Source organism: Sphingomonas sp. CROZ-RG-20F-R02-07, assembly GCF_022662335.1.
Classification (GTDB): Bacteria; Pseudomonadota; Alphaproteobacteria; order Sphingomonadales; family Sphingomonadaceae; genus Sphingomonas.
Genome location: NZ_JAKNQJ010000001.1, coordinates 674,576 through 692,373, shown reverse-complemented (window position 1 = coordinate 692,373; position 17,798 = coordinate 674,576). Strand labels below are relative to the sequence as shown.

The 17,798-nt window shown below is 67.9% G+C and carries 18 protein-coding genes; 9 read left to right on the top strand and 9 right to left on the bottom strand.

The features are described from left to right. The first annotated feature begins 103 nt into the window (after nt 1-103). Genes hisI through L8H00_RS03385 form a run of 4 tightly spaced genes read left to right on the top strand, consistent with a single transcriptional unit; the run spans nt 104 to nt 3,213 of the window. On the top strand, nt 104-460 hold the full coding sequence (gene hisI, locus L8H00_RS03400; protein WP_242095801.1) for a phosphoribosyl-AMP cyclohydrolase: 357 nt from the start codon (nt 104-106) through the stop codon (nt 458-460). Next, nucleotides 457-945: a hypothetical protein gene (locus L8H00_RS03395; protein WP_242095800.1), complete on the top strand. Its 489-nt coding sequence runs from the start codon at nt 457-459 to the stop codon at nt 943-945. The genes hisI and L8H00_RS03395 overlap by 4 nt, the downstream gene beginning before the upstream one ends. Before the next feature lie 32 nt (nt 946-977). Next, nucleotides 978-1,406 carry a MerR family DNA-binding transcriptional regulator gene (locus tag L8H00_RS03390; RefSeq protein ID WP_242095799.1) on the top strand — a complete coding sequence of 143 codons (429 nt, stop codon included), beginning with the start codon at nt 978-980 and terminating at the stop codon, nt 1,404-1,406. Between the two features lie 4 nt (nt 1,407-1,410). Then, nucleotides 1,411-3,213: an acyl-CoA dehydrogenase C-terminal domain-containing protein gene (locus L8H00_RS03385; protein WP_242095798.1), complete on the top strand. Its 1,803-nt coding sequence runs from the start codon at nt 1,411-1,413 to the stop codon at nt 3,211-3,213. Nucleotides 3,214-3,337: 124 nt separating this feature from the next. Here L8H00_RS03385 and L8H00_RS03380 read toward each other — a convergent pair whose 3' ends face one another. From L8H00_RS03380 to L8H00_RS03370, 3 genes are read right to left on the bottom strand one after another with little or no spacing between them, the layout of a single operon-like run. Further along, nucleotides 3,338-4,555, bottom strand: coding sequence for a cell wall hydrolase (locus L8H00_RS03380; RefSeq protein WP_242095797.1), 1,218 nt, complete (start codon nt 4,553-4,555; stop codon nt 3,338-3,340). After that, nucleotides 4,555-5,475, bottom strand: coding sequence for a cysteine synthase A (gene cysK / locus L8H00_RS03375; RefSeq protein WP_242095796.1), 921 nt, complete (start codon nt 5,473-5,475; stop codon nt 4,555-4,557). Before cysK ends, L8H00_RS03380 begins: the two co-directional genes overlap by 1 nt. Continuing rightward, the gene (locus L8H00_RS03370; protein WP_242095932.1) at nt 5,472-6,764 is read right to left on the bottom strand and encodes an MFS transporter; all 1,293 of its coding nucleotides are present in this window, start codon (nt 6,762-6,764) and stop codon (nt 5,472-5,474) included. The genes cysK and L8H00_RS03370 overlap by 4 nt, the downstream gene beginning before the upstream one ends. A 148-nt stretch (nt 6,765-6,912) precedes the next feature. Here L8H00_RS03370 and pdhA point away from each other — a divergent pair, with 148 nt between their 5' ends. The 4 genes from pdhA (at nt 6,913) to L8H00_RS03350 (ending at nt 10,606) form a co-directional block, all read left to right on the top strand. Further along, nucleotides 6,913-7,959 (top strand): pyruvate dehydrogenase (acetyl-transferring) E1 component subunit alpha, encoded by a 1,047-nt coding sequence (gene pdhA / locus L8H00_RS03365; protein ID WP_242095795.1) that lies wholly within the window; start codon nt 6,913-6,915, stop codon nt 7,957-7,959. Beyond that, entirely contained in the window at nt 7,959-9,380 is a 1,422-nt protein-coding gene (locus L8H00_RS03360) for a pyruvate dehydrogenase complex E1 component subunit beta (protein ID WP_242095794.1), read from the top strand. Before pdhA ends, L8H00_RS03360 begins: the two co-directional genes overlap by 1 nt. An 8-nt stretch (nt 9,381-9,388) precedes the next feature. After that, nucleotides 9,389-10,051, top strand: coding sequence for a squalene/phytoene synthase family protein (locus L8H00_RS03355; protein ID WP_242095793.1), 663 nt, complete (start codon nt 9,389-9,391; stop codon nt 10,049-10,051). A gap of 75 nt (nt 10,052-10,126) precedes the next feature. Then, a complete protein-coding gene (locus L8H00_RS03350; protein ID WP_242095792.1) occupies nt 10,127-10,606 on the top strand; it encodes an EF-hand domain-containing protein in 480 nt (159 codons plus the stop codon). A gap of 135 nt (nt 10,607-10,741) precedes the next feature. Here the strand turns inward: L8H00_RS03350 and trmFO are convergent, their stop codons facing one another. Continuing rightward, on the bottom strand, nt 10,742-12,055 hold the full coding sequence (gene trmFO, locus L8H00_RS03345; RefSeq protein ID WP_242095791.1) for a methylenetetrahydrofolate--tRNA-(uracil(54)-C(5))-methyltransferase (FADH(2)-oxidizing) TrmFO: 1,314 nt from the start codon (nt 12,053-12,055) through the stop codon (nt 10,742-10,744). 59 nt (nt 12,056-12,114) lie between these two features. On the opposite strand from trmFO, the gene L8H00_RS03340 reads away from it, so the two are divergent. Continuing rightward, nucleotides 12,115-12,546: a DUF488 domain-containing protein gene (locus tag L8H00_RS03340; protein ID WP_242095790.1), complete on the top strand. Its 432-nt coding sequence runs from the start codon at nt 12,115-12,117 to the stop codon at nt 12,544-12,546. A gap of 10 nt (nt 12,547-12,556) precedes the next feature. Here the strand turns inward: L8H00_RS03340 and L8H00_RS03335 are convergent, their stop codons facing one another. From L8H00_RS03335 to yaaA, 5 genes are all read right to left on the bottom strand, one after another. Then, nucleotides 12,557-12,913, bottom strand: a complete 357-nt coding sequence (locus tag L8H00_RS03335; RefSeq protein ID WP_242095789.1) for a DUF952 domain-containing protein — start codon at nt 12,911-12,913, stop codon at nt 12,557-12,559. Further along, nucleotides 12,910-15,678 carry a DNA gyrase subunit A gene (gene gyrA, locus L8H00_RS03330; RefSeq protein ID WP_242095788.1) on the bottom strand — a complete coding sequence of 923 codons (2,769 nt, stop codon included), beginning with the start codon at nt 15,676-15,678 and terminating at the stop codon, nt 12,910-12,912. Before gyrA ends, L8H00_RS03335 begins: the two co-directional genes overlap by 4 nt. Before the next feature lie 107 nt (nt 15,679-15,785). Beyond that, nucleotides 15,786-16,121 (bottom strand): hypothetical protein, encoded by a 336-nt coding sequence (locus L8H00_RS03325; RefSeq protein WP_242095787.1) that lies wholly within the window; start codon nt 16,119-16,121, stop codon nt 15,786-15,788. 96 nt (nt 16,122-16,217) lie between these two features. Next, a complete protein-coding gene (locus L8H00_RS03320; RefSeq protein ID WP_242095786.1) occupies nt 16,218-16,901 on the bottom strand; it encodes an SDR family NAD(P)-dependent oxidoreductase in 684 nt (227 codons plus the stop codon). After that, nucleotides 16,898-17,650 (bottom strand): peroxide stress protein YaaA, encoded by a 753-nt coding sequence (gene yaaA, locus L8H00_RS03315; RefSeq protein ID WP_242095785.1) that lies wholly within the window; start codon nt 17,648-17,650, stop codon nt 16,898-16,900. Before yaaA ends, L8H00_RS03320 begins: the two co-directional genes overlap by 4 nt. Between the last annotated feature and the right edge of the window lie 148 nt (nt 17,651-17,798).

Below are 17,798 nucleotides of genomic sequence, written 5' to 3'. Positions count from 1 at the left end.
GATAACCCGTCCGCAGCGTGCGAGCGCCATATAGGGGGGCGATGCGGGTTTGTCGCTACCTTGTCATGGTTACGCAACATCGGCTTGGCTGCTAGGAGGCGGCATGACCGATCCGCGCGACACCGGCCTCGTCCTCGATCCCCGCTATGACGCGGCCGGGCTCATCACCGCCGTTTTGACGGATGCGGCCGGCGCCCTGCTGATGGTGGCGCACATGAACGCCGAAGCGTTCGCCGCTACCCGTGCGAGCGGCGAGGCGGTCTTCTGGTCGCGCAGCCGCGGGCGGCTCTGGAAGAAGGGCGAAACGTCGGGCCATGTCATGCGCGTGATCGAGATGCGGATCGATTGCGACCAGGATGCGCTGTGGGTGATCGTCGAACCCGCGGGCCCCGCCTGCCACACCGGGGCGGCGAGCTGCTTCTACCGGCGGATCGACGGCGACGGCCTCGCGCCGATATGAGACGTGCGCTGGCGCTGGGGCTGCTGCTCGCGGGCTGCGCGAAGCCGGCAGCGCCCGCCGCATCCGATTCGCCCGGCGCACGACTGGAGGCGGCGGCGGTTTCGGCGGGGCTGGTCGCCGATCCGGCGGGCTCGATCGCGGGGTCTTGGGCACGCGGCACCGATCGGCTCTGCGTGATGGGCTCTGGCGCCACCGCCACGCGAGTCGGTGCGCTGGTCGATTATGGCGAGGGGCAGAGTTGCGCCGCATCGGGCACGCTGCGCCGCTCGGGATCGCGGCTCGACATGGTCTTCGGCGACTGCCGGATCCGTGCGACCTTCGATGGCGAACGGATCGTCCTTCCGCCCGAGGTTCCGCCCGAATGCGACGCGCTGTGCGGAGGCCGCGCGTCGCTCGCGGCGATGGCGGTCGATCGGGTGAGCGCGTCGCTCGCCGAGGCGGCGACGCTGCACGATGGTGCCGGTCGCGCGCTTTGCGGCGGTTGACGTTGACGTAAAGGGTAGGTAGAGAGCGGCTCATGGCTGTCGCTGTCGCCCATGCTGTCGTTCCGCCGCGGCCCGATCGCGCGAATTTCACCATATCCGATCTCTCGGCGGAATTCGGCATCACCGCACGCGCGCTTCGCTTCTATGAGGACGAGGGGCTGATCGCGCCCGAGCGGCGCGGCACCGCGCGGATCTATTCGCACCGCGACCGCGCGCGCCTCGCCTGGATCCTGCGCGGCAAGCGCGTCGGATTCTCGCTCGGCGACATCCGCGCGATGATCGATCTCTACGATCTCGGCGACGGTCGCCGGACGCAGCGTCAGGCCGCGATCGACCGGTGCCGCGACCGCGTTGCGCTGCTCGAATCGCAGAAGCACGACATCGACGCCGCCATCGCCGAACTCACCGGGTTCATCGCCGTGCTCGAAGCCGGCCGCAGCCACGACATCCAAGGACATTGATCGCATGCCCCAATATACGCCCCCCATCCGCGACACGCGTTTCATCCTAGAACATGTCGTCGGGCTCGCGCAGCATTCGAACTTGGAGGGATTCGCCGCCGCCACGCCCGACGTGGTCGATGCGGTGCTGGAGGAAGGCGGCCGCTTCGTCGCCGAAGTGCTGTTCCCGCTCAACCAGTCGGGCGACCAGCAGGGCTGCACGCGCCACGACGACGGCAGCGTGACCACGCCCGAGGGCTTCAAGGCCGCCTATGCGCAGTTCATCGAATCGGGCTGGGGCACGCTCAGCGCGCCCGAGGCGCTCGGCGGCCAGGGCATGCCGCACGTCGTCTCGACCGCGTTCCAGGAATATATGATCTCGGCCAACATGGCTTTCGCCATGTATCCGGGCCTGACGCACGGCGCGATCGCCGCGCTGATCGCGAAAGGCACGCCCGAGCAGCAGGCGATGTACGTGCCCAAGATGGTGTCGGGCGAATGGGGCGGCACGATGAACCTGACCGAGCCGCAATGCGGCACCGATCTGGGCCTGATCCGCACCAAGGCCGAGCCGCAGGCGGACGGCTCCTATGCGATCACCGGCACCAAGATCTTCATTTCGTCGGGCGAGCACGACCTTACGAGCAACATCATCCATCTCGTCCTCGCCAAGACGCCGGGCGCGCCGGACAGTTCGAAGGGCATCTCGCTCTTCGTCGTGCCCAAGTTCCTCGTCGATGCCGACGGCAATCCCGGCGCGCGCAACGGCGTGTCGTGCGGCTCGATCGAGCACAAGATGGGCATTCACGCCAATTCCACCTGCGTGATGAACTATGACGGCGCCACCGGCTGGCTGGTCGGCGAGGAGATGAAGGGCCTCGCCGCGATGTTCATCATGATGAACGCAGCGCGGCTGGGCGTCGGGCTGCAGGGCCTGGGCGTCGCCGAGACCGCGTACCAGAATGCGGTGCAATATGCGCAGGACCGCCGCCAGGGTCGCGCGCTCACCGGCCCCAAGGAGCCGGGCGAAAAGGCCGACACGCTGTTCGTCCATCCCGATATCCGCCGCATGCTGATGGACGCGAAGGCCTGGACGGAGGGGCTGCGCGCGCTTTGCCTGTGGGGTGCGCTCCAGGTCGATCTCGAACATGCCGCATCGAGCGAGGAGGATCGCCAGATGGCGTCCGACCTGATCGGTCTGCTGACGCCGGTCATCAAGGGCGTCGGCACCGACAAGGGCTATGAGGTCGCGACCAACGCGCAGCAGGTCTATGGCGGCCATGGCTACATCGCCGAATGGGGCATGGAGCAATATGTCCGCGATGCGCGGATCGCGATGATCTACGAAGGCACCAACGGCGTGCAGGCGATGGATCTGGTCGGTCGCAAGCTGGCACAGAATGGCGGTCGCGCGGTGCAGGCGTTCTTCAAGGTGGTGGCGGACGACGTCGCGGCCGGCAAGGCCGAGCCGGCGACCGCCGACTTCGCCGCGGCACTGGAAAAGGCCAATGGCCAGCTTCAGGCGGCGACGATGTGGTTCATGGCCAACGGCATGAAGAATCCCGACAATGTGGGTGCGGGTGCGGTGCCGTACATGCACCTGATGGGGATCGTCGCGGTGGGCGTGATGTGGCTGCGCATGGCGACGGCGGCGGCCAGGCTGAAGGCGGCGGGCGAGGGCGATGCCGCGTTCCTCGACGCCAAGCTCGTCACCGCGCGCTATTTCGCGGAGCGGATCATGCCGCAGGCGGGTTCGCTGCGCCGCCAGATCGAGGGCGGCGCGGAGGCACTGATGGCGCTGCCGCCCGAGATGTTCATGGCGGCCTGACGCCTCGCGGCCCTCGTCCGATGGCGGACGAGGGCCGTGACGGTCGAAGCCTTGCTCCGTTCAGGCTGAGCTTGTCGAAGCACGAACCGATCGCGCTCGAGGATCGACGTAGCGGCATCCCGATCTATTCGGGCGCCTGGCTATTCGTCGGCGGAGGCTCGATCGTGGATTTGCGCCGGACCCCGCCCAGATCCGGAGCCGGTGTGGCGGCGGCGTTCGGCAGCACCGTCTGGCGCTTCATGCATTCGGCGGGGTTGGCGCGGCGCACCGTCTGGCAGTTCCACAGCGCCTTGTCATACCCGCTCGGCCGATCGTGGAGATAGCTGAAGGCGAGCGTCGAGACCTGTTCCGCCGTCAGCGGCAGCGCGGTCGCAACGAGCGCGGGATCGGTCCAGCCCATCACCTGGCAATGCGCGCGGATGCCGCACAGGCGCAGTGCCATCGCCTTGTACGAATCGGCGGGCTGGCCAGCCGGCAGCAGCAGCAGGAAGGCGTCGGGATCGGAGTCGGTCGGCAGCACCGCCTCGCCGTCGCCGCTCACGGGCAGGTCGTCCGCGCCGGCGATCTCGGTGGCGGTGCGGTGCGCCTCGGATAGGGCGGCCAGATGCGCGATCACCGGCTCGTCGCTGCTGACCTGACGGTTGAACGCGGGCGGCGTGCCCCACCAGCCGGCCCAGCGAAAGAACAGATGCGTGTGGACCGCCGCGATCTTGTCGAGGCTGGACTGCCAATAGGGCACCACCCAATCGGTATGGTAATGCGTGGCATAGCCCACCGGCCGGTCGACCGATCCGGCCAGCGCCGCGTGCGCCACCTCGCGCGCCCGGCGCCATGCCGCATCCGACGGATGCCAGCGATCGAGCGCGCCATCGCAGGCGAAAGTGAACTGGCAACCGGTGCTGCGCTCCTGCCCCTGGAACACCACGCCGCACACGGTCTTTGGAAAGGCCGGGTGGCGCAGCCGGTTGAGCACCACCTGTGCCACCGCGCGCTCGCCCTCCGCATCGTCCCCCGCCTCATAGACCACCGCCGCCGCGAGGCAGTCGGTCGCGCGCGCTTGCGCCTCGGGCGGCCCGCTCATCCGGAAAGGGCGCGCGGCGGGGTTCGGCTCGGTCGAGAAGGGCACGTCCGCATTATACGCGCGCGCTTCGTCGGGCGACATGTCGATGAACGCCACCGGCTCGACCGGCGGCACCTCGGCCATCGGCACGATCCGGCGCTTCGGCAGCGCGGCCGGCCGGACGATGCGATCGGGTATCGCCGGCGGATGGGTGACGACGATGGTCGGCGCGATCACCGCCAGCGCAGCGATCGCGACGGGCACCGCATCGATGCGACGCATCAACTTTCGGGCAGGAAGTCGGGCACCGACAGATACCGCTCCCCGGTATCGTAGTTGAAGCCCAGGACGCGGACGTCGTCGGGCAGGTCGGGCAGCTTCTGCAGGATCGCGGCCAGCGTCGCGCCCGACGAGATGCCGACCAGCATGCCTTCCTCGGTGGCGGAGCGGCGTGCCATGTCCTTGGCGACCGCGGCGTCCACCTCGATCACGCCGTCGAGCGCCTGGGTGTGGAGATTGGCCGGGATGAAGCCCGCACCGATGCCCTGAATCGGGTGGGGCCCCGGCTGGCCGCCGGCGATCACCGGGGAGGCGGCGGGCTCGACCGCGAACACCTTCAGCCCCGGCCAGCTCTTCTTCAGGGTCTCGGCGACGCCGGTGATGTGGCCGCCCGTGCCGACGCCCGTGATGAGCACGTCGATCGGCGTATCGGCGAAATCGGCAAGGATTTCCCGCGCCGTGGTGTGGACGTGAACGTCGATGTTCGCCGGATTCTCGAACTGCTGCGGCATCCAGGCCCTGGGGGTTTCCTCCACCAGCTGAAGCGCGCGTTCGATCGCGCCCTTCATGCCCTTTTCGCGCGGAGTCAGGTCGAAGCGTGCGCCATAAGCCAGCATCAGGCGGCGGCGCTCGATGCTCATGCTTTCGGGCATGACGAGGACGAGCTTATAGCCCTTCACCGCGGCGACCATGGCGAGGCCCACCCCGGTGTTGCCGCTGGTCGGTTCGATGATCGTGCCGCCGGGCTTCAAACGGCCATCGGCTTCCGCCGCCTCGATCATCGCCAGCGCGATCCGGTCCTTGATCGATCCACCGGGATTGGAGCGTTCGGACTTGATCCAAACCTCCGAGTCCGGGAACAGCTTGGACAGGCGGACGTGCGGCGTGTTGCCGATCGTCTCCAGGATGGTGTTGGCCTTCATGGCACCGAGACTCCGTTCTGGGCAGGAAATTCGGGTTCCGCTGGCGGATCAAAGCTCCGCGCCGCCTTCAGTTCCGGGAACAGGCGGGACCAGGCGAGCGTCACCACGATCGCGCCGACACCGCCGAACACCACCGCCCCCACCGGGCCGAGCAGGCTGGCGAGGAGGCCGCTTTCGGCCTCGCCCAGCTCGTTCGACGCCGAGATGGTGAGCTGCGACACCGCGCTCACCCGCCCGCGCATCGCGTCGGGGGTGTGAAGCTGGATCAGCGACTGGCGGACATAGACCGACACCATGTCCGCACAGCCCGCCACGATCAGCGCGGCAAGGCTCAGCCCGAACGAGCGCGACAGACCGAAGGTGAGGATGGCCGCGCCGAACACGATCACCGCGGCCAGCATCTTGCGGCCGACATCGACCGTCATTGGCCGCACCGAGAACCAGATCGCCGTCGTCGCCGCGCCGATCCCCATGCCGGCGGCCAGGATGCCAAGCCCGCGCGAGCCGACGTGCAGGATGTCGCGCGCGAACACCGGCAGCAGCGCACTCGATCCGGCCAGCAGCACCGCGAAGAGATCGAGCGTGATCGTCGCCAGCACCAGCCGGTTGTGGCGGACATAGGCGAAGCCCTCGACGATCCGGGCGAGCGGACGGTGATCCTTCTCGACCGGCGGCTGCGGCACGGGGCCGATCAGAAAGATCATCAGCAGCGCGACCGCGAAGAGCAGGGTCGCCGTGCCGTACGCCACATCGGGGTGGATCGCGTAGAGGATGCCGCCGACGCTCGGCCCGGCGATCGTGCCCACCTGCCATGCGATGGAGCTGACCGCGATCGCGGTCGGCAGGCTCTCGCGCGGCACGAGATTGGGGGCGAGCGCCGAATAGGCCGGCCCCGAAAACGCCCGCGCGATCCCGAACGCCACCGCTGCCCCGAACAGCGCGACCAGCGACAGGCTGCCGGAGAGCGTCAGCAGGCCAAGAGTTCCCGCCGTCGCCAGCAACAGCAAGGTGGTGGCGCGCACGATCCAGCGGCGATCCACCGTATCGGCCACCAGCCCGACGATCGGCGTCAGGAGGAACAGCGGGACGAACTGGGCGAAGCCGATCATGCCGAGCAGGAACGCGGCTTCCTTGATCGGCATCGTCTCGCGCGCGATGTTGTACACCTGCCAGCCGATCACGATCGACATGGAACTCAGCGCGATCGTGCCGGTGAAGCGCGACAGCCAGTAGGCGCGGAAGTTCGCGAGCCGAAACGGGTGGATGGGCCGGGCGGGCGTTGCGATCATGTCCATCGTCCGGCGCGCTTTGGCCGCTCCCCGTAGAAAGGGCAACCGCTCGTGCGCTGGGCTCTCGCGAAAGCGGGCAATTGATACGGGGCGTCATCCGCGCCTATAGGCGCTCATTCGTCCTCCCCGGAACCGAGGTTTCCCCAACGTGGCCAAAGCCCCCGTCCGCGCGCTCAGCGAGCCGCCCATTCCCAACCGCGAACGCCCCGCGGACCCTGCGCCCTATGCGGCGACCAGGGACGAGCTTCTTCAGTTCTACAAGGAGATGCTGCTGATCCGCCGGTTCGAGGAAAAGGCGGGTCAGTTGTACGGCCTCGGCTTCATCGGCGGTTTCTGCCATCTTTATATCGGGCAGGAAGCGGTCGCGGTGGGGCTGCAGTCGGCGCTCGACGGCGACAAGGACTCGGTCATCACCGGTTACCGCGATCATGGCCACATGCTCGCTTACGGCATCGATCCCAAGGTCATCATGGCCGAGCTGACGGGGCGTGCCGCAGGCATATCCAAGGGCAAGGGCGGGTCGATGCACATGTTCTCGACCGAAAAGCGCTTCTACGGCGGCCACGGCATCGTCGGTGCGCAGGTGTCGCTCGGCACCGGCCTCGCGTTCAAGCACAAGTACAGCGACGATGGCGGCGTCTGCCTCGCCTATTTCGGCGACGGCGCGGCCAACCAGGGCCAGGTCTATGAGAGCTTCAACATGGCCGAGCTGTGGAAGCTGCCGATCATCTATGTGATCGAGAACAACCAATATGCCATGGGCACCAGCGTCAACCGCGCGTCGGCCGAGGACCAGCTCTATCGCCGCGGCGAAAGCTTCCGCATTCCCGGCATCCAGGTCGACGGGATGGACGTGCTGGCGTGCCGCGGCGCGGCCGAAGAGGCGCTCGCCTGGGTGCGCGCGGGCAAGGGACCGATCATCCTCGAAATGAAGACCTATCGCTACCGCGGCCATTCGATGAGCGACCCCGCCAAATATCGCAGCCGCGAAGAGGTGCAGGCGGTGCGCGACAAGTCCGACCCGATCGAGCACGTCAAGAAGCTGCTCGACGAACAGGGCGTGACCGAGGCCGAGCTGAAGACGCTCGAACAGGAGATCCGCAAGACCGTGAACGAAGCCGCCGATTTCGCCGAAAGCACGCCCGAACCCGAGCATGCCGAACTCTATACCGACGTGCTGGTGGAGCGTTACTGATGGCGATCGCGATCAAGATGCCCGCGCTTTCTCCCACGATGGAGGAGGGCACGCTCGCCAAATGGCTGGTGAAGGAGGGCGACACCGTCAAGTCCGGCGACATCATGGCCGAGATCGAGACGGACAAGGCGACTATGGAGTTCGAGGCGGTTGATGAAGGCACCGTCGCGCGGATCCTCGTCGCCGAGGGCACCGACAATGTGAAGGTCGGCACTGTCATCATGGAGCTGGCCGGCGACGACGAATCGGCCGGCACCGGCGAGCGCGCCGGCGACGCCGCGAACGCGAGCCCCAAGGAAGAGCAGCCCGCCGATGCGGCGCCCACCGCACCCGAGAGCAACACGCCGCACAAGGTGGAAACCGGCGCGCGCCAGATGTTCGACGCCGCGCGGCACGATGCCGATGTGAGCGATCCGGCGATCCCGGCGGGCACCGAGATGGTGAAGATCACGCTGCGCGAGGCGCTGCGCGATGCGATGGCCGAGGAGATGCGCCGCGACGATCGCGTGTTCGTGATCGGCGAGGAAGTCGCGCAATATCAGGGCGCGTACAAGGTGACGCAGGGCCTGCTGGACGAATTCGGCGAGCGCCGCGTGATCGATACGCCGATCACCGAATATGGCTTTGCGGGCGTCGGCACGGGCGCGGCGATGGGGGGGCTTCGCCCGATCGTCGAGTTCATGACGTTCAACTTCGCGATGCAGGCGATCGACCACATCGTCAATTCGGCCGCCAAGACGAACTATATGTCGGGCGGGCAGATGCGCTGCCCGATTGTGTTCCGCGGGCCCAACGGTGCCGCCAGCCGCGTCGGCGCGCAGCATTCGCAGAATTATGCGCCCTGGTATGCGAGCGTGCCCGGCCTGATCGTGATCGCGCCCTATGATGCCGCCGATGCGAAGGGCCTGTTGAAGGCGGCGATCCGCACCGAGGATCCGGTCGTGTTCCTTGAAAACGAGCTGCTCTATGGCCGCACCTTCGAGGTGCCCAAGCTCGACGACCATGTCCTGCCGATCGGCAAGGCGCGGATCATGCGCGCGGGCAAGGACGTGACGATCGTCAGCTATTCGATCGGTGTCGGGCTCGCGCTCGAAGCCGCCGAGACGCTGGCGGGCGAGGGGATCGATGCCGAGGTGATCGACCTGCGCACGCTGCGTCCGCTCGACAAGGCGGCGGTGCTCGAGAGCCTGAAGAAGACCAATCGGATGGTTGTCGTCGAAGAGGGCTGGCCGACCTGCTCGATTTCGTCCGAGATCATCAGCATCGCCATGGAGGAGGGGTTCGACGACCTCGACGCCCCGGTGATGCGCGTGACCGACGAGGACGTGCCGCTGCCCTATGCGGCCAATCTCGAAAAGCTGGCGCTCGTCACCGCGGCAAAGGTGACCGAGGCGGTGAAGGCGGTGTGCTACCGCAAGTGAACGCCGCCATGGGGGAGGGGGCGGCTCAGGCCGAGCGCGCCCTCGCTCTCTCCTATGCGGCGGCCGGGGTGCGGGGCGCGCTGGAGGCGCTGTTCGCGCTGGACGACCGGCTGGCCGCGATCGTGCGGGCCGCGCGAGATCCGATGGTCGGGCAGATGCGGCTCACCTGGTGGTACGAGGCGCTGATAGCGCTGGATTCGACCACGCCGCCGGCCGAACCCGTCCTCAGCGCGCTGCATGCCGCCCTCCTGCCAGGCGGTGTCTCGGGGCGGATGCTCGCGGAGATGATCGACGGCTGGGAGCTGCTGATCGACGGCGAACCGCTCGATGCCGAAGCGCTGTCGGCCTATGGCGCCGCGCGGGGCGGCACGCTCTTCGCGGCGGCAGCCCGTATCTGCGGTGCGGACGCGGCGCAGCCGCGATCGGCGGGCGAGGGTTGGGCGCTGGCTGACCTCGCCATCCATCTGCGCGACCCGGAAGAGGGCGCGCGCGCGAAGGCGATGGCCGGCGAGCGGATCGACGTCGCGTTCCGGCAGCGCTGGGCGCAGTCGACGCGAGCGCTCGGCGGATTGGCGCTGCTCGCCCGTTTCGACCTGATGGCTGAGCCCCCGCCCAAGGCTGGTCCACGCCGCGTGCTGCGCCTGTTGCGGCATCGCTGGAATGGGACTTGAAATCGACCCTTTCGCGGTTGCCGCCTCCATGTGGCGCGTTAGCCTGTCGCGCGAGGGCAGGCGGGGAGTGGGGCGATGTGGCGTTACCTGATCGGCGCGGTGGCGGCGTTGGCGCTGGCGGGCGCCGGGCTGCTGTTCTTTCGCGGCGATGCGCGGCCGGGCGCGGTGTTGCCGGCGCTCGCGGCGTCGTCGCCGCAAGCCGGTGCCGGCGCGAACGATCCGCTGCCCGATCGCGCGCCCGAGGCGACCGAGCGCACCCGCGAGCAGAAGCGGTTCGACCGGTATGACAAGGATCGCGACGGCAAGGTGACTCGCGAGGAATATCTGGCGGCCCGGCGCAAAGCCTTCGCCAAGCTCGATGCCAATCATGACGGCCAGCTCTCGTTCGACGAATGGGCGGTGAAGGCGGAGGCGAAGTTCGCCGGCGCCGATGCGGACCATTCGGGTGCCATGACCCCCGCCGAATTCGCCGCGACCGCCGCCAAGCGCAGCAACCGCGCGCGGGTGAAATGCGCGCCCGCTGCGGCCCCGGCCGCCGCCGCTGACGACAGCTAGCCGCCTTGCATCGGGCTGATCCCATCTCTCCACCGTTCGTGCTGAGCTTGGTCGAAGCACGTTCTCCGCAGTCGCCCCTTCGCACGTGGAGCACGCCCTTCGACAAGCCCGGGGCAAACGGATCAAGATAATGTTCTAGGCCGCCATCCACGCCGCCAGCGCCGCACGCCCGCGATCGGTGTACATCCGCTTGCGATCCGCCTTCTTGGTGCGGCCGGGGATCGGCGGGAACAGGCCGAAATTGACGTTCATCGGCTGATAGGTCTCCACCTCCGCGCCGCCGGTGATATGGCCCAGCAGCGCGCCGAGCGCCGTCTCCACAGGCGGTGGGGAGAGCGTGCGCCCCGCGAGTTCCGCGGCGGCGAAGCGCCCCGCCATCAGCCCGATGCCCGCGCTTTCGATATAGCCCTCGCATCCGGTGATCTGTCCGGCGAAGCGGAGGTTCGGTCGCGACTTCAGCCGCAGGGTCGGATCGAGCAGTTCGGGCGAGCGGATGAAGGTGTTGCGATGAAGCCCGCCCAGCCGAGCGAACTCGGCATTCTGCAAGCCCGGAATGGTCCGGAACAGCCGCACCTGCTCGGCATGTTTCAGCTTCGTCTGAAAGCCGACGATGTTCCACAAGGTGCCGCTCGCATTGTCCTGCCGCAACTGCACCACCGCGTGCGGCCAGCGACCGGTCCTGGGATCGTCCAGCCCCACCGGCTTCATCGGGCCGTAGCGCAGCGTGTCCACCCCGCGCTCGGCCATCACCTCGATCGGCATGCAGCCCTCGAAATAGGGCGTGTCCTTTTCCCAATCCTTGAACGGTGTCGTCTCGCCCGTCACCAGCCCGGTATGAAAGGCGAGATATTCGTCCTTCGTCATCGGGCAGTTGATGTAATCCTTGGTCTCGCCCTTGTCCCAGCGGCTGGCGAACCAGGCGATGTCCATGTCGATGCTGTCGCGGTGGACGATCGGCGCCAGCGCGTCGAAAAAGGCGAGCGCCTCGGCGCCGGTCGCCGCCCCGATGCCCTGCGCGAGCGCGGTGGCGGTCAGCGGCCCGGTCGCGACGATCGCGGGGCCGTCGGGCAGCGCATCGACCCGCTCGCGCACCAAATTGACGTTCGGGTGCGAGTCGAGCGCCGCGGTCACGCCCGCCGCATAGCCCTCGCGATCGACCGCGAGCGCGGAGCCCGCCGGTACGCGGTGCTTGTCCGCCTCGCGCAGGATCAGCGAGCCGAGCGCGCGCATCTCCTGGTGGAGCAGCCCCACCGCGTTCGCCTCCGCATCGTCCGATCGGAAGCTGTTCGAGCAGACGAGTTCGGCCAGATCGTCGCTCTGATGGGCCGGCGTGGCCTCCCCGCTGCCGCGCATCTCGGACAGCCGGACCTTGAAGCCGGCTTCCGCCAATTGCCAGGCGGCTTCGGATCCGGCGAGGCCGCCGCCGATGATGTGGATATCATGAGTCATGCGCGCCGCGATAGCGCGCGCGCGTTGCGCTGTCAGGCGGGCAATCCCACTTCCATGCCATGATCATCTATACCATCGGTTATGAGGCCACGACGATGGCCGACTTCCTCACCGCGCTGGAGAAGGCCGGGGTGAAGCGCGTGATCGACGTCCGCGCCCTCCCGCTTTCGCGCCGGCCGGGCTTCTCCAAATCGTCGCTCGCGGCCTCGCTCAAGGAAGCGGGGATCGGCTATCACCATCTGAAGGCGCTCGGCACGCCCAAGCGCGGACGCGATGCCGCCAAGAAGGGCGACGTCACGACGCTCGAAGCGGTCTATGCCGAACAGCTCGAACTGCCCGAAGCGCAGGCGCAGGCCGCGATCATGCTGGGCCTCGCCGCGGAGATGCCGAGCGCGCTGCTCTGCTACGAGCGCGACCCGTGCCACTGCCACCGCACGCTGCTGCTGGCGGCGGTGGGCGAGGGCGCAGAGGTGGTGGACCTCTACGCCTGATGCCCGGATCTCACCCCGCGATCGGCAGCTTCACGCGTCCATCGTCGTCGCGCTTCAGCGGACCGTAGGCGATCACCGTCTCCAGCGGCAGCGGGCCGTAGAGATGCGGGAAGAGCTGCCCGCCGCGGCTTTCCTCCCATTTCAGCGTCTCGCCGAACGCGCCCAGATCGACCGCGGCGACATGGAGGTCGGTCTGGCCGGCGAAATGCTTGTCGACCGTTTCGGTCAACTGCGCGGCGGTGGAAAGGTGGATATAGCCATCCGCCAGATCCACCGGCGCACCCGCGAAATTGCCGTCCCTCTCCAGCGTCGCCATCTGTTCGGCCGTCAGCACCTTATACGCGGTGGTCTCGGATGCGGCGCTCATTCGCCGTCCGCCGGGCCGGCGGCCTCGTCTTCGCCGATCGTCGCGCCGGTGTCGGGCACGGGATCGATCGTCTTCTCGTCGGTCAGGTTTACCTCGGCCTCCTCCACCGTCTCCTCGACGCGCGCCGCGGACACGACATGTTCGTTCTTCGCCACGTCGAACAGCCTCACGCCCGCCGAATTGCGGCTGATGACCCGCAGGCTGCCAAGCGTGGTGCGGATGAGCTTCGCCTGATCGGTCACCATCATCAACTGGTGGCCCTTGGACGCCGGGAAGCTGGCGACCACGGGCCCGTTGCGCGCGATATTGTCGATATTGGTGATGCCTTGGCCACCGCGCCCGGTGCGGCGATAGTCATAGGCGCTCGACAGCTTGCCATAGCCGTTGGCGCACACCGTCAGGATGAACTGCTCGTGGCTGCGCAGTTCCTCGAACCGGTCCGGGCGGAGTTCGGGCTCACCCTCCTTCTCGCCCTTCCAGGGAGCGAAGCGGAGATAGGATTCGCGCTCCTCCGGCGTTGCGCCGACGCCGTGAAGCACGGAGAGCGAGATGACCGCATCGTCGCCCTTCAGCGCGATGCCGCGTACGCCGGTCGCGGTGCGGCTCTGGAACTCGCGCACGTCGTCGCCGGCGAAGCGGATCGCCTTGCCCTCGCGCGTCGCGAGCAGCACGTCGTCGTCCTCGCTCAGCAGCGCCACGCCGATCAGGCGGTCGTCGCTGTCGTCTTCGAAGCGCATCGCGATCTTGCCGTTGGTGGGCACGTTGGTGAACGCGTCCATCGAATTGCGGCGCACGCTGCCCTTGGCGGTGGCGAACATGACGTGGAGCTTGCCCCATTCCGCTTCGTCCTCGGGAAGCGGCAGCACGGTCGAGATCGTCTCCCCCTCCGCCAGCGGCAGCAGGTTCACCATCGGACGCCCGCGCGTGGCGGGGCCGCCCTCGGGCAGGCGCCACACCTTCTTGCGATAGACCTTGCCGTGGGTCGAGAAGAACAGCACCGGCGTGTGCGTGCTCGTCACGAACAATTCGGTAACGACGTCTTCGTCCTTGGTCGCCATGCCGCTGCGGCCCTTGCCGCCCTTGGCCTGCGTCCGGAAGCTGTCGAGCGTCGTGCGCTTGATATAGCCCTGCATGGTCACGGTGACGACCATGTCCTCGCGCTCGATCAGGTCTTCGTCCTCGATCCCGTCCGCGGCGGCGGCGATCTCGGATTTGCGCGGCGTCGCGAATTCGGTGCGGATCGCGGCGAATTCCTCGCGCATCACCTGGTAGAGCTTCGCGCGATCGGCGAGGATCGCGAGCAGATCGGTGATGGTGACGGCCAGCGCCTTCAGCTCGTCGCCGATCTCGTCACGGCCGAGAGCGGTGAGGCGGTGAAGACGCAGATCGAGGATCGCGCGAACCTGGACGTCGGACAGCCGATAGGTGTCGCCGGTCTGTTCCGTCTCGACCGCTTCGACGAGGGTGAGATACTCCGCGATCTCGGCGATCGGCCAGTCGCGCATCAGCAACGCGTTGCGGGCCGCCGCGGCGTTGGCGGAACCGCGGATGATCCGCACCACCTCGTCCAGATTGGTGACCGCGATCACCAGCCCCAGCAAGATGTGCGCACGCTCGCGGGCCTTGCCCAGTTCGAACTTGGAGCGGCGCGTGATGACCTGTTCGCGAAAGGTGACGAACGCCGCGATGATGTCGCGCAGGTTGAGCAGTTCGGGCCGGCCGCCGCGGATCGCCAGCATGTTGGCGGGGAAGCTCGATTGCGCCGGGGTGTGCCGCCACAATTGGTTCAGCACTACGTCGGGCGTCGCGTCGCGCTTCAGCTCGATGACGATGCGCACGCCTTCGCGGTTCGATTCGTCGCGGATGTCGCTGATGCCCTCGATCCGCTTGTCCTTGGCGGCTTCGGCGATCTTTTCGACCAGGCCGTTCTTGCCGGTCTGATACGGAATTTCGGTGAGCACGATCGCGCGCTTCTCGCCGCGGCTTTCCTCGAGCACGTAGCGCGAGCGCACGAGGATCGAGCCGCGCCCGGTCTCATAGGCGTTGCGCGCGCCGGTCCGGCCGAGGATGATCGCACCCGTCGGGAAATCGGGGCCGGGGACGATCTCCATCAGCTCTTCGGTGGTGAGCGGCGCACCGCCCTCCACCGACCGGTCGAGCCAGGCGAGGCAGGCGTCCAGCACTTCGCCCAGATTGTGCGGCGGGATGTTGGTCGCCATGCCGACCGCGATCCCGCCCGCGCCGTTCACCAGCAGGTTGGGGAAGCGCGCCGGCAGCACCGAGGGCTCGCGTTCCGAGCCGTCGTAATTGGGGACGAAATCGACCGTGTCCTTGTCGAGATCGCCGAGCAGCGCATTCGCCACCCGCGCGAGCCGCGCCTCGGTATAGCGCATCGCCGCCGGGGGATCGGGATCCATCGATCCGAAATTGCCCTGGCCGTCGATCAGCGGCACGCGCATCGACCAGTCCTGGCTCATGCGCGCCAAGGCGTCGTAGATCGAGCTGTCGCCGTGCGGATGATATTTACCCATCACGTCGCCGACGATGCGGGCGGACTTGCGATAGGGCTTGCCGGCGACGAAGCCGCTTTCGTGCGCGCCGTACAGGATGCGGCGATGGACGGGTTTCAGGCCGTCGCGGACGTCGGGCAGCGCGCGGGCGACGATCACGCTCATCGCATAGTCGAGATAGCTCGACTTCATCTCGTCGACGATCGAGATCGTGGGGGTATCGGAAGGCTCCGCGAGGAGCGTCGCGTCGGTCAAATCGGGATGCTTTCGAATTGCGTCGTTTCGGTGACGAATCCTAGCCGAGTTGCGCCGACCTTACCACCCCCGCGCGCCTGCGCACGCGGGGGCGGGCGGGCATGTGGTTACTTGCAGGCCTTCTTGGACGCGTTGCCGGCGAGCGAGCAATTGTAGGTGACGGTCTTGCCGTTCGCGAGCTTGGTGGTGACCATCCGGCCCTTGGCGGCGGTCATTCCGCCGGTCGTGGTGTGCGTGGTCGTCGTCTTGGCGACCATCGCGTGCGACGTGGCGGTCGAATGCGCCATCGGGGCCATCGTTGGCATCGGCGTCATTTTCGACATCGGCGCCATTTTGGTCGTTTTCGTCGCAGTGGTGGTCGCCGGCTTGGCGGTCTGCGCGGTGGCACCGGTCGAAACCAGGGCCGCAGTGGCAATCAGTGCGAGCGACAGGGACAGTTTCATCGTCATCCTCCTCCTGACCGACGCCCCATCAGGCGGCGGAGCGCTTAGCGCGTGGCCGGGTATCGCACGCCTTGCCGCCCTGGGAAATCCCCCGGATCAAGGCGCGATTTCGGCACCGTCCCAGGCGAAGAGCTTGCCGCTGTCGGGCGCGCGCAGGCCATCCATCACGTCGAGCAACTGCACCGCGGCACGGTCCGCCGCGAACAGCCGGCCGGGCTGGACGTTGTCCTGGAACGGGCGCGACAGCGTGGTGTCGACAGTGCCCGGGTGAAGCCCGACGACGATCCCCGAGCCGTTGCGGCGTTTGTCCTCGATGGCGATGGTGCGGATCAGCTGGTTCAGCGCGGCCTTGGATGCGCGATAGCCGTGCCATCCGCCCATCGCATTGTCGGCGATGCTGCCGATCCGGGCGGAGAGTACCGCGAACACGAACCGCCCCGTCCGCGGCATGCGCGGCAACAGATGCTTGGCGACGAGCGCGGGGCCGATCGCGTTGACGGCGAAGTTGCGCGCCATCCATGCCGGATCGATCTCGCGCGTCGCCTTTTCCGGTCCGCGATCGCCCTCATGGAGCAGCCCGGTCGCGACGATCGCCAGCGTGGGCGTGGCCGACCCGAGCGATTCGACCGCGGCGATCACGCTCGCCTCGTCGGTCACGTCGATGTGCCGAGCGCCGGTCCAGGAGCGGGCGAAGGCGTGGACGGTCTCGCCCTCCTCCGCGATCGCCTCGGCCAGTGCGGCGCCGATCCCGCCCGACGCGCCGATGACGACCGCGCTCACCGCAGGAACAGCCAGCGATCGTCGGTGCTGCCCTCGGCCCGATAGGCATAGCCGTCGGAGTCGAAGCCCTTCATCGCCTCGATGTCGGTTACATGATGCTCGACCATCCAGCGTGCCATCAGCCCGCGCGCCTTCTTCGCGTGGAAGCTGACGAAGCGCGGGCCGTCCGGCCCGTGTTCGCGGAAATCGGCGGCGACGATCCGGGTCGCGGGCGGCAGGCGCCCGTCGACCGCCGCCCAATATTCCTGGCTGGCCAGGTTCAGCACCGCGCCCGATCCTTCGGCCCCCACGTCCGCGGTGACGAGTTCGGCGATCCGGTCGCCCCACCATTCCACCAGGCTCTTGCGGCGCGGCGCCCAGCGCGTGCCCATCTCGAGGCGGTAGGGTCGCATCGCGTCGAGCGGGCGGAGCAGCCCGTAGAGCCCCGATAGCATCCGCAGGTGATCCTGCGCGAACGTCACCGCCGCCTCGTCGAGCGTTGCCGCCTCCAGTCCGGTATAGACGTCGCCGGCGAAGGCGTAGAGCGCGGGCCGTTCGGGGGCATCGGCGAAGTCGCGGAAGCGATCCGCGTTGAGCTTGGCAAGCGCCGGGGAGATATGCATCAGCTCGCGCAGCCGCGTCTGGGTGAGATGCGATGCCGCGCGGGCGAGCGTCGCCGCTTCCTTTTCCAGTCTCGGGCGGCTCGGCGCGACGGCGGGCAGGGGCGTCTCGTAGTCGAGCGTCTTGGCGGGTGAAAGGAGAGCGATCATCGCCGCCGGGTAGCGGCACGGTCGCGCGCGTTCAATCAGGGTTCACCCCGTTCGCGACAGGGAATGCACGGAACCGGCGTCCGCTTGAACGCGTATCGCCCGCGCGATAGAGCGCATACGAGATCATCACGGCATCCGGCCGCACGAG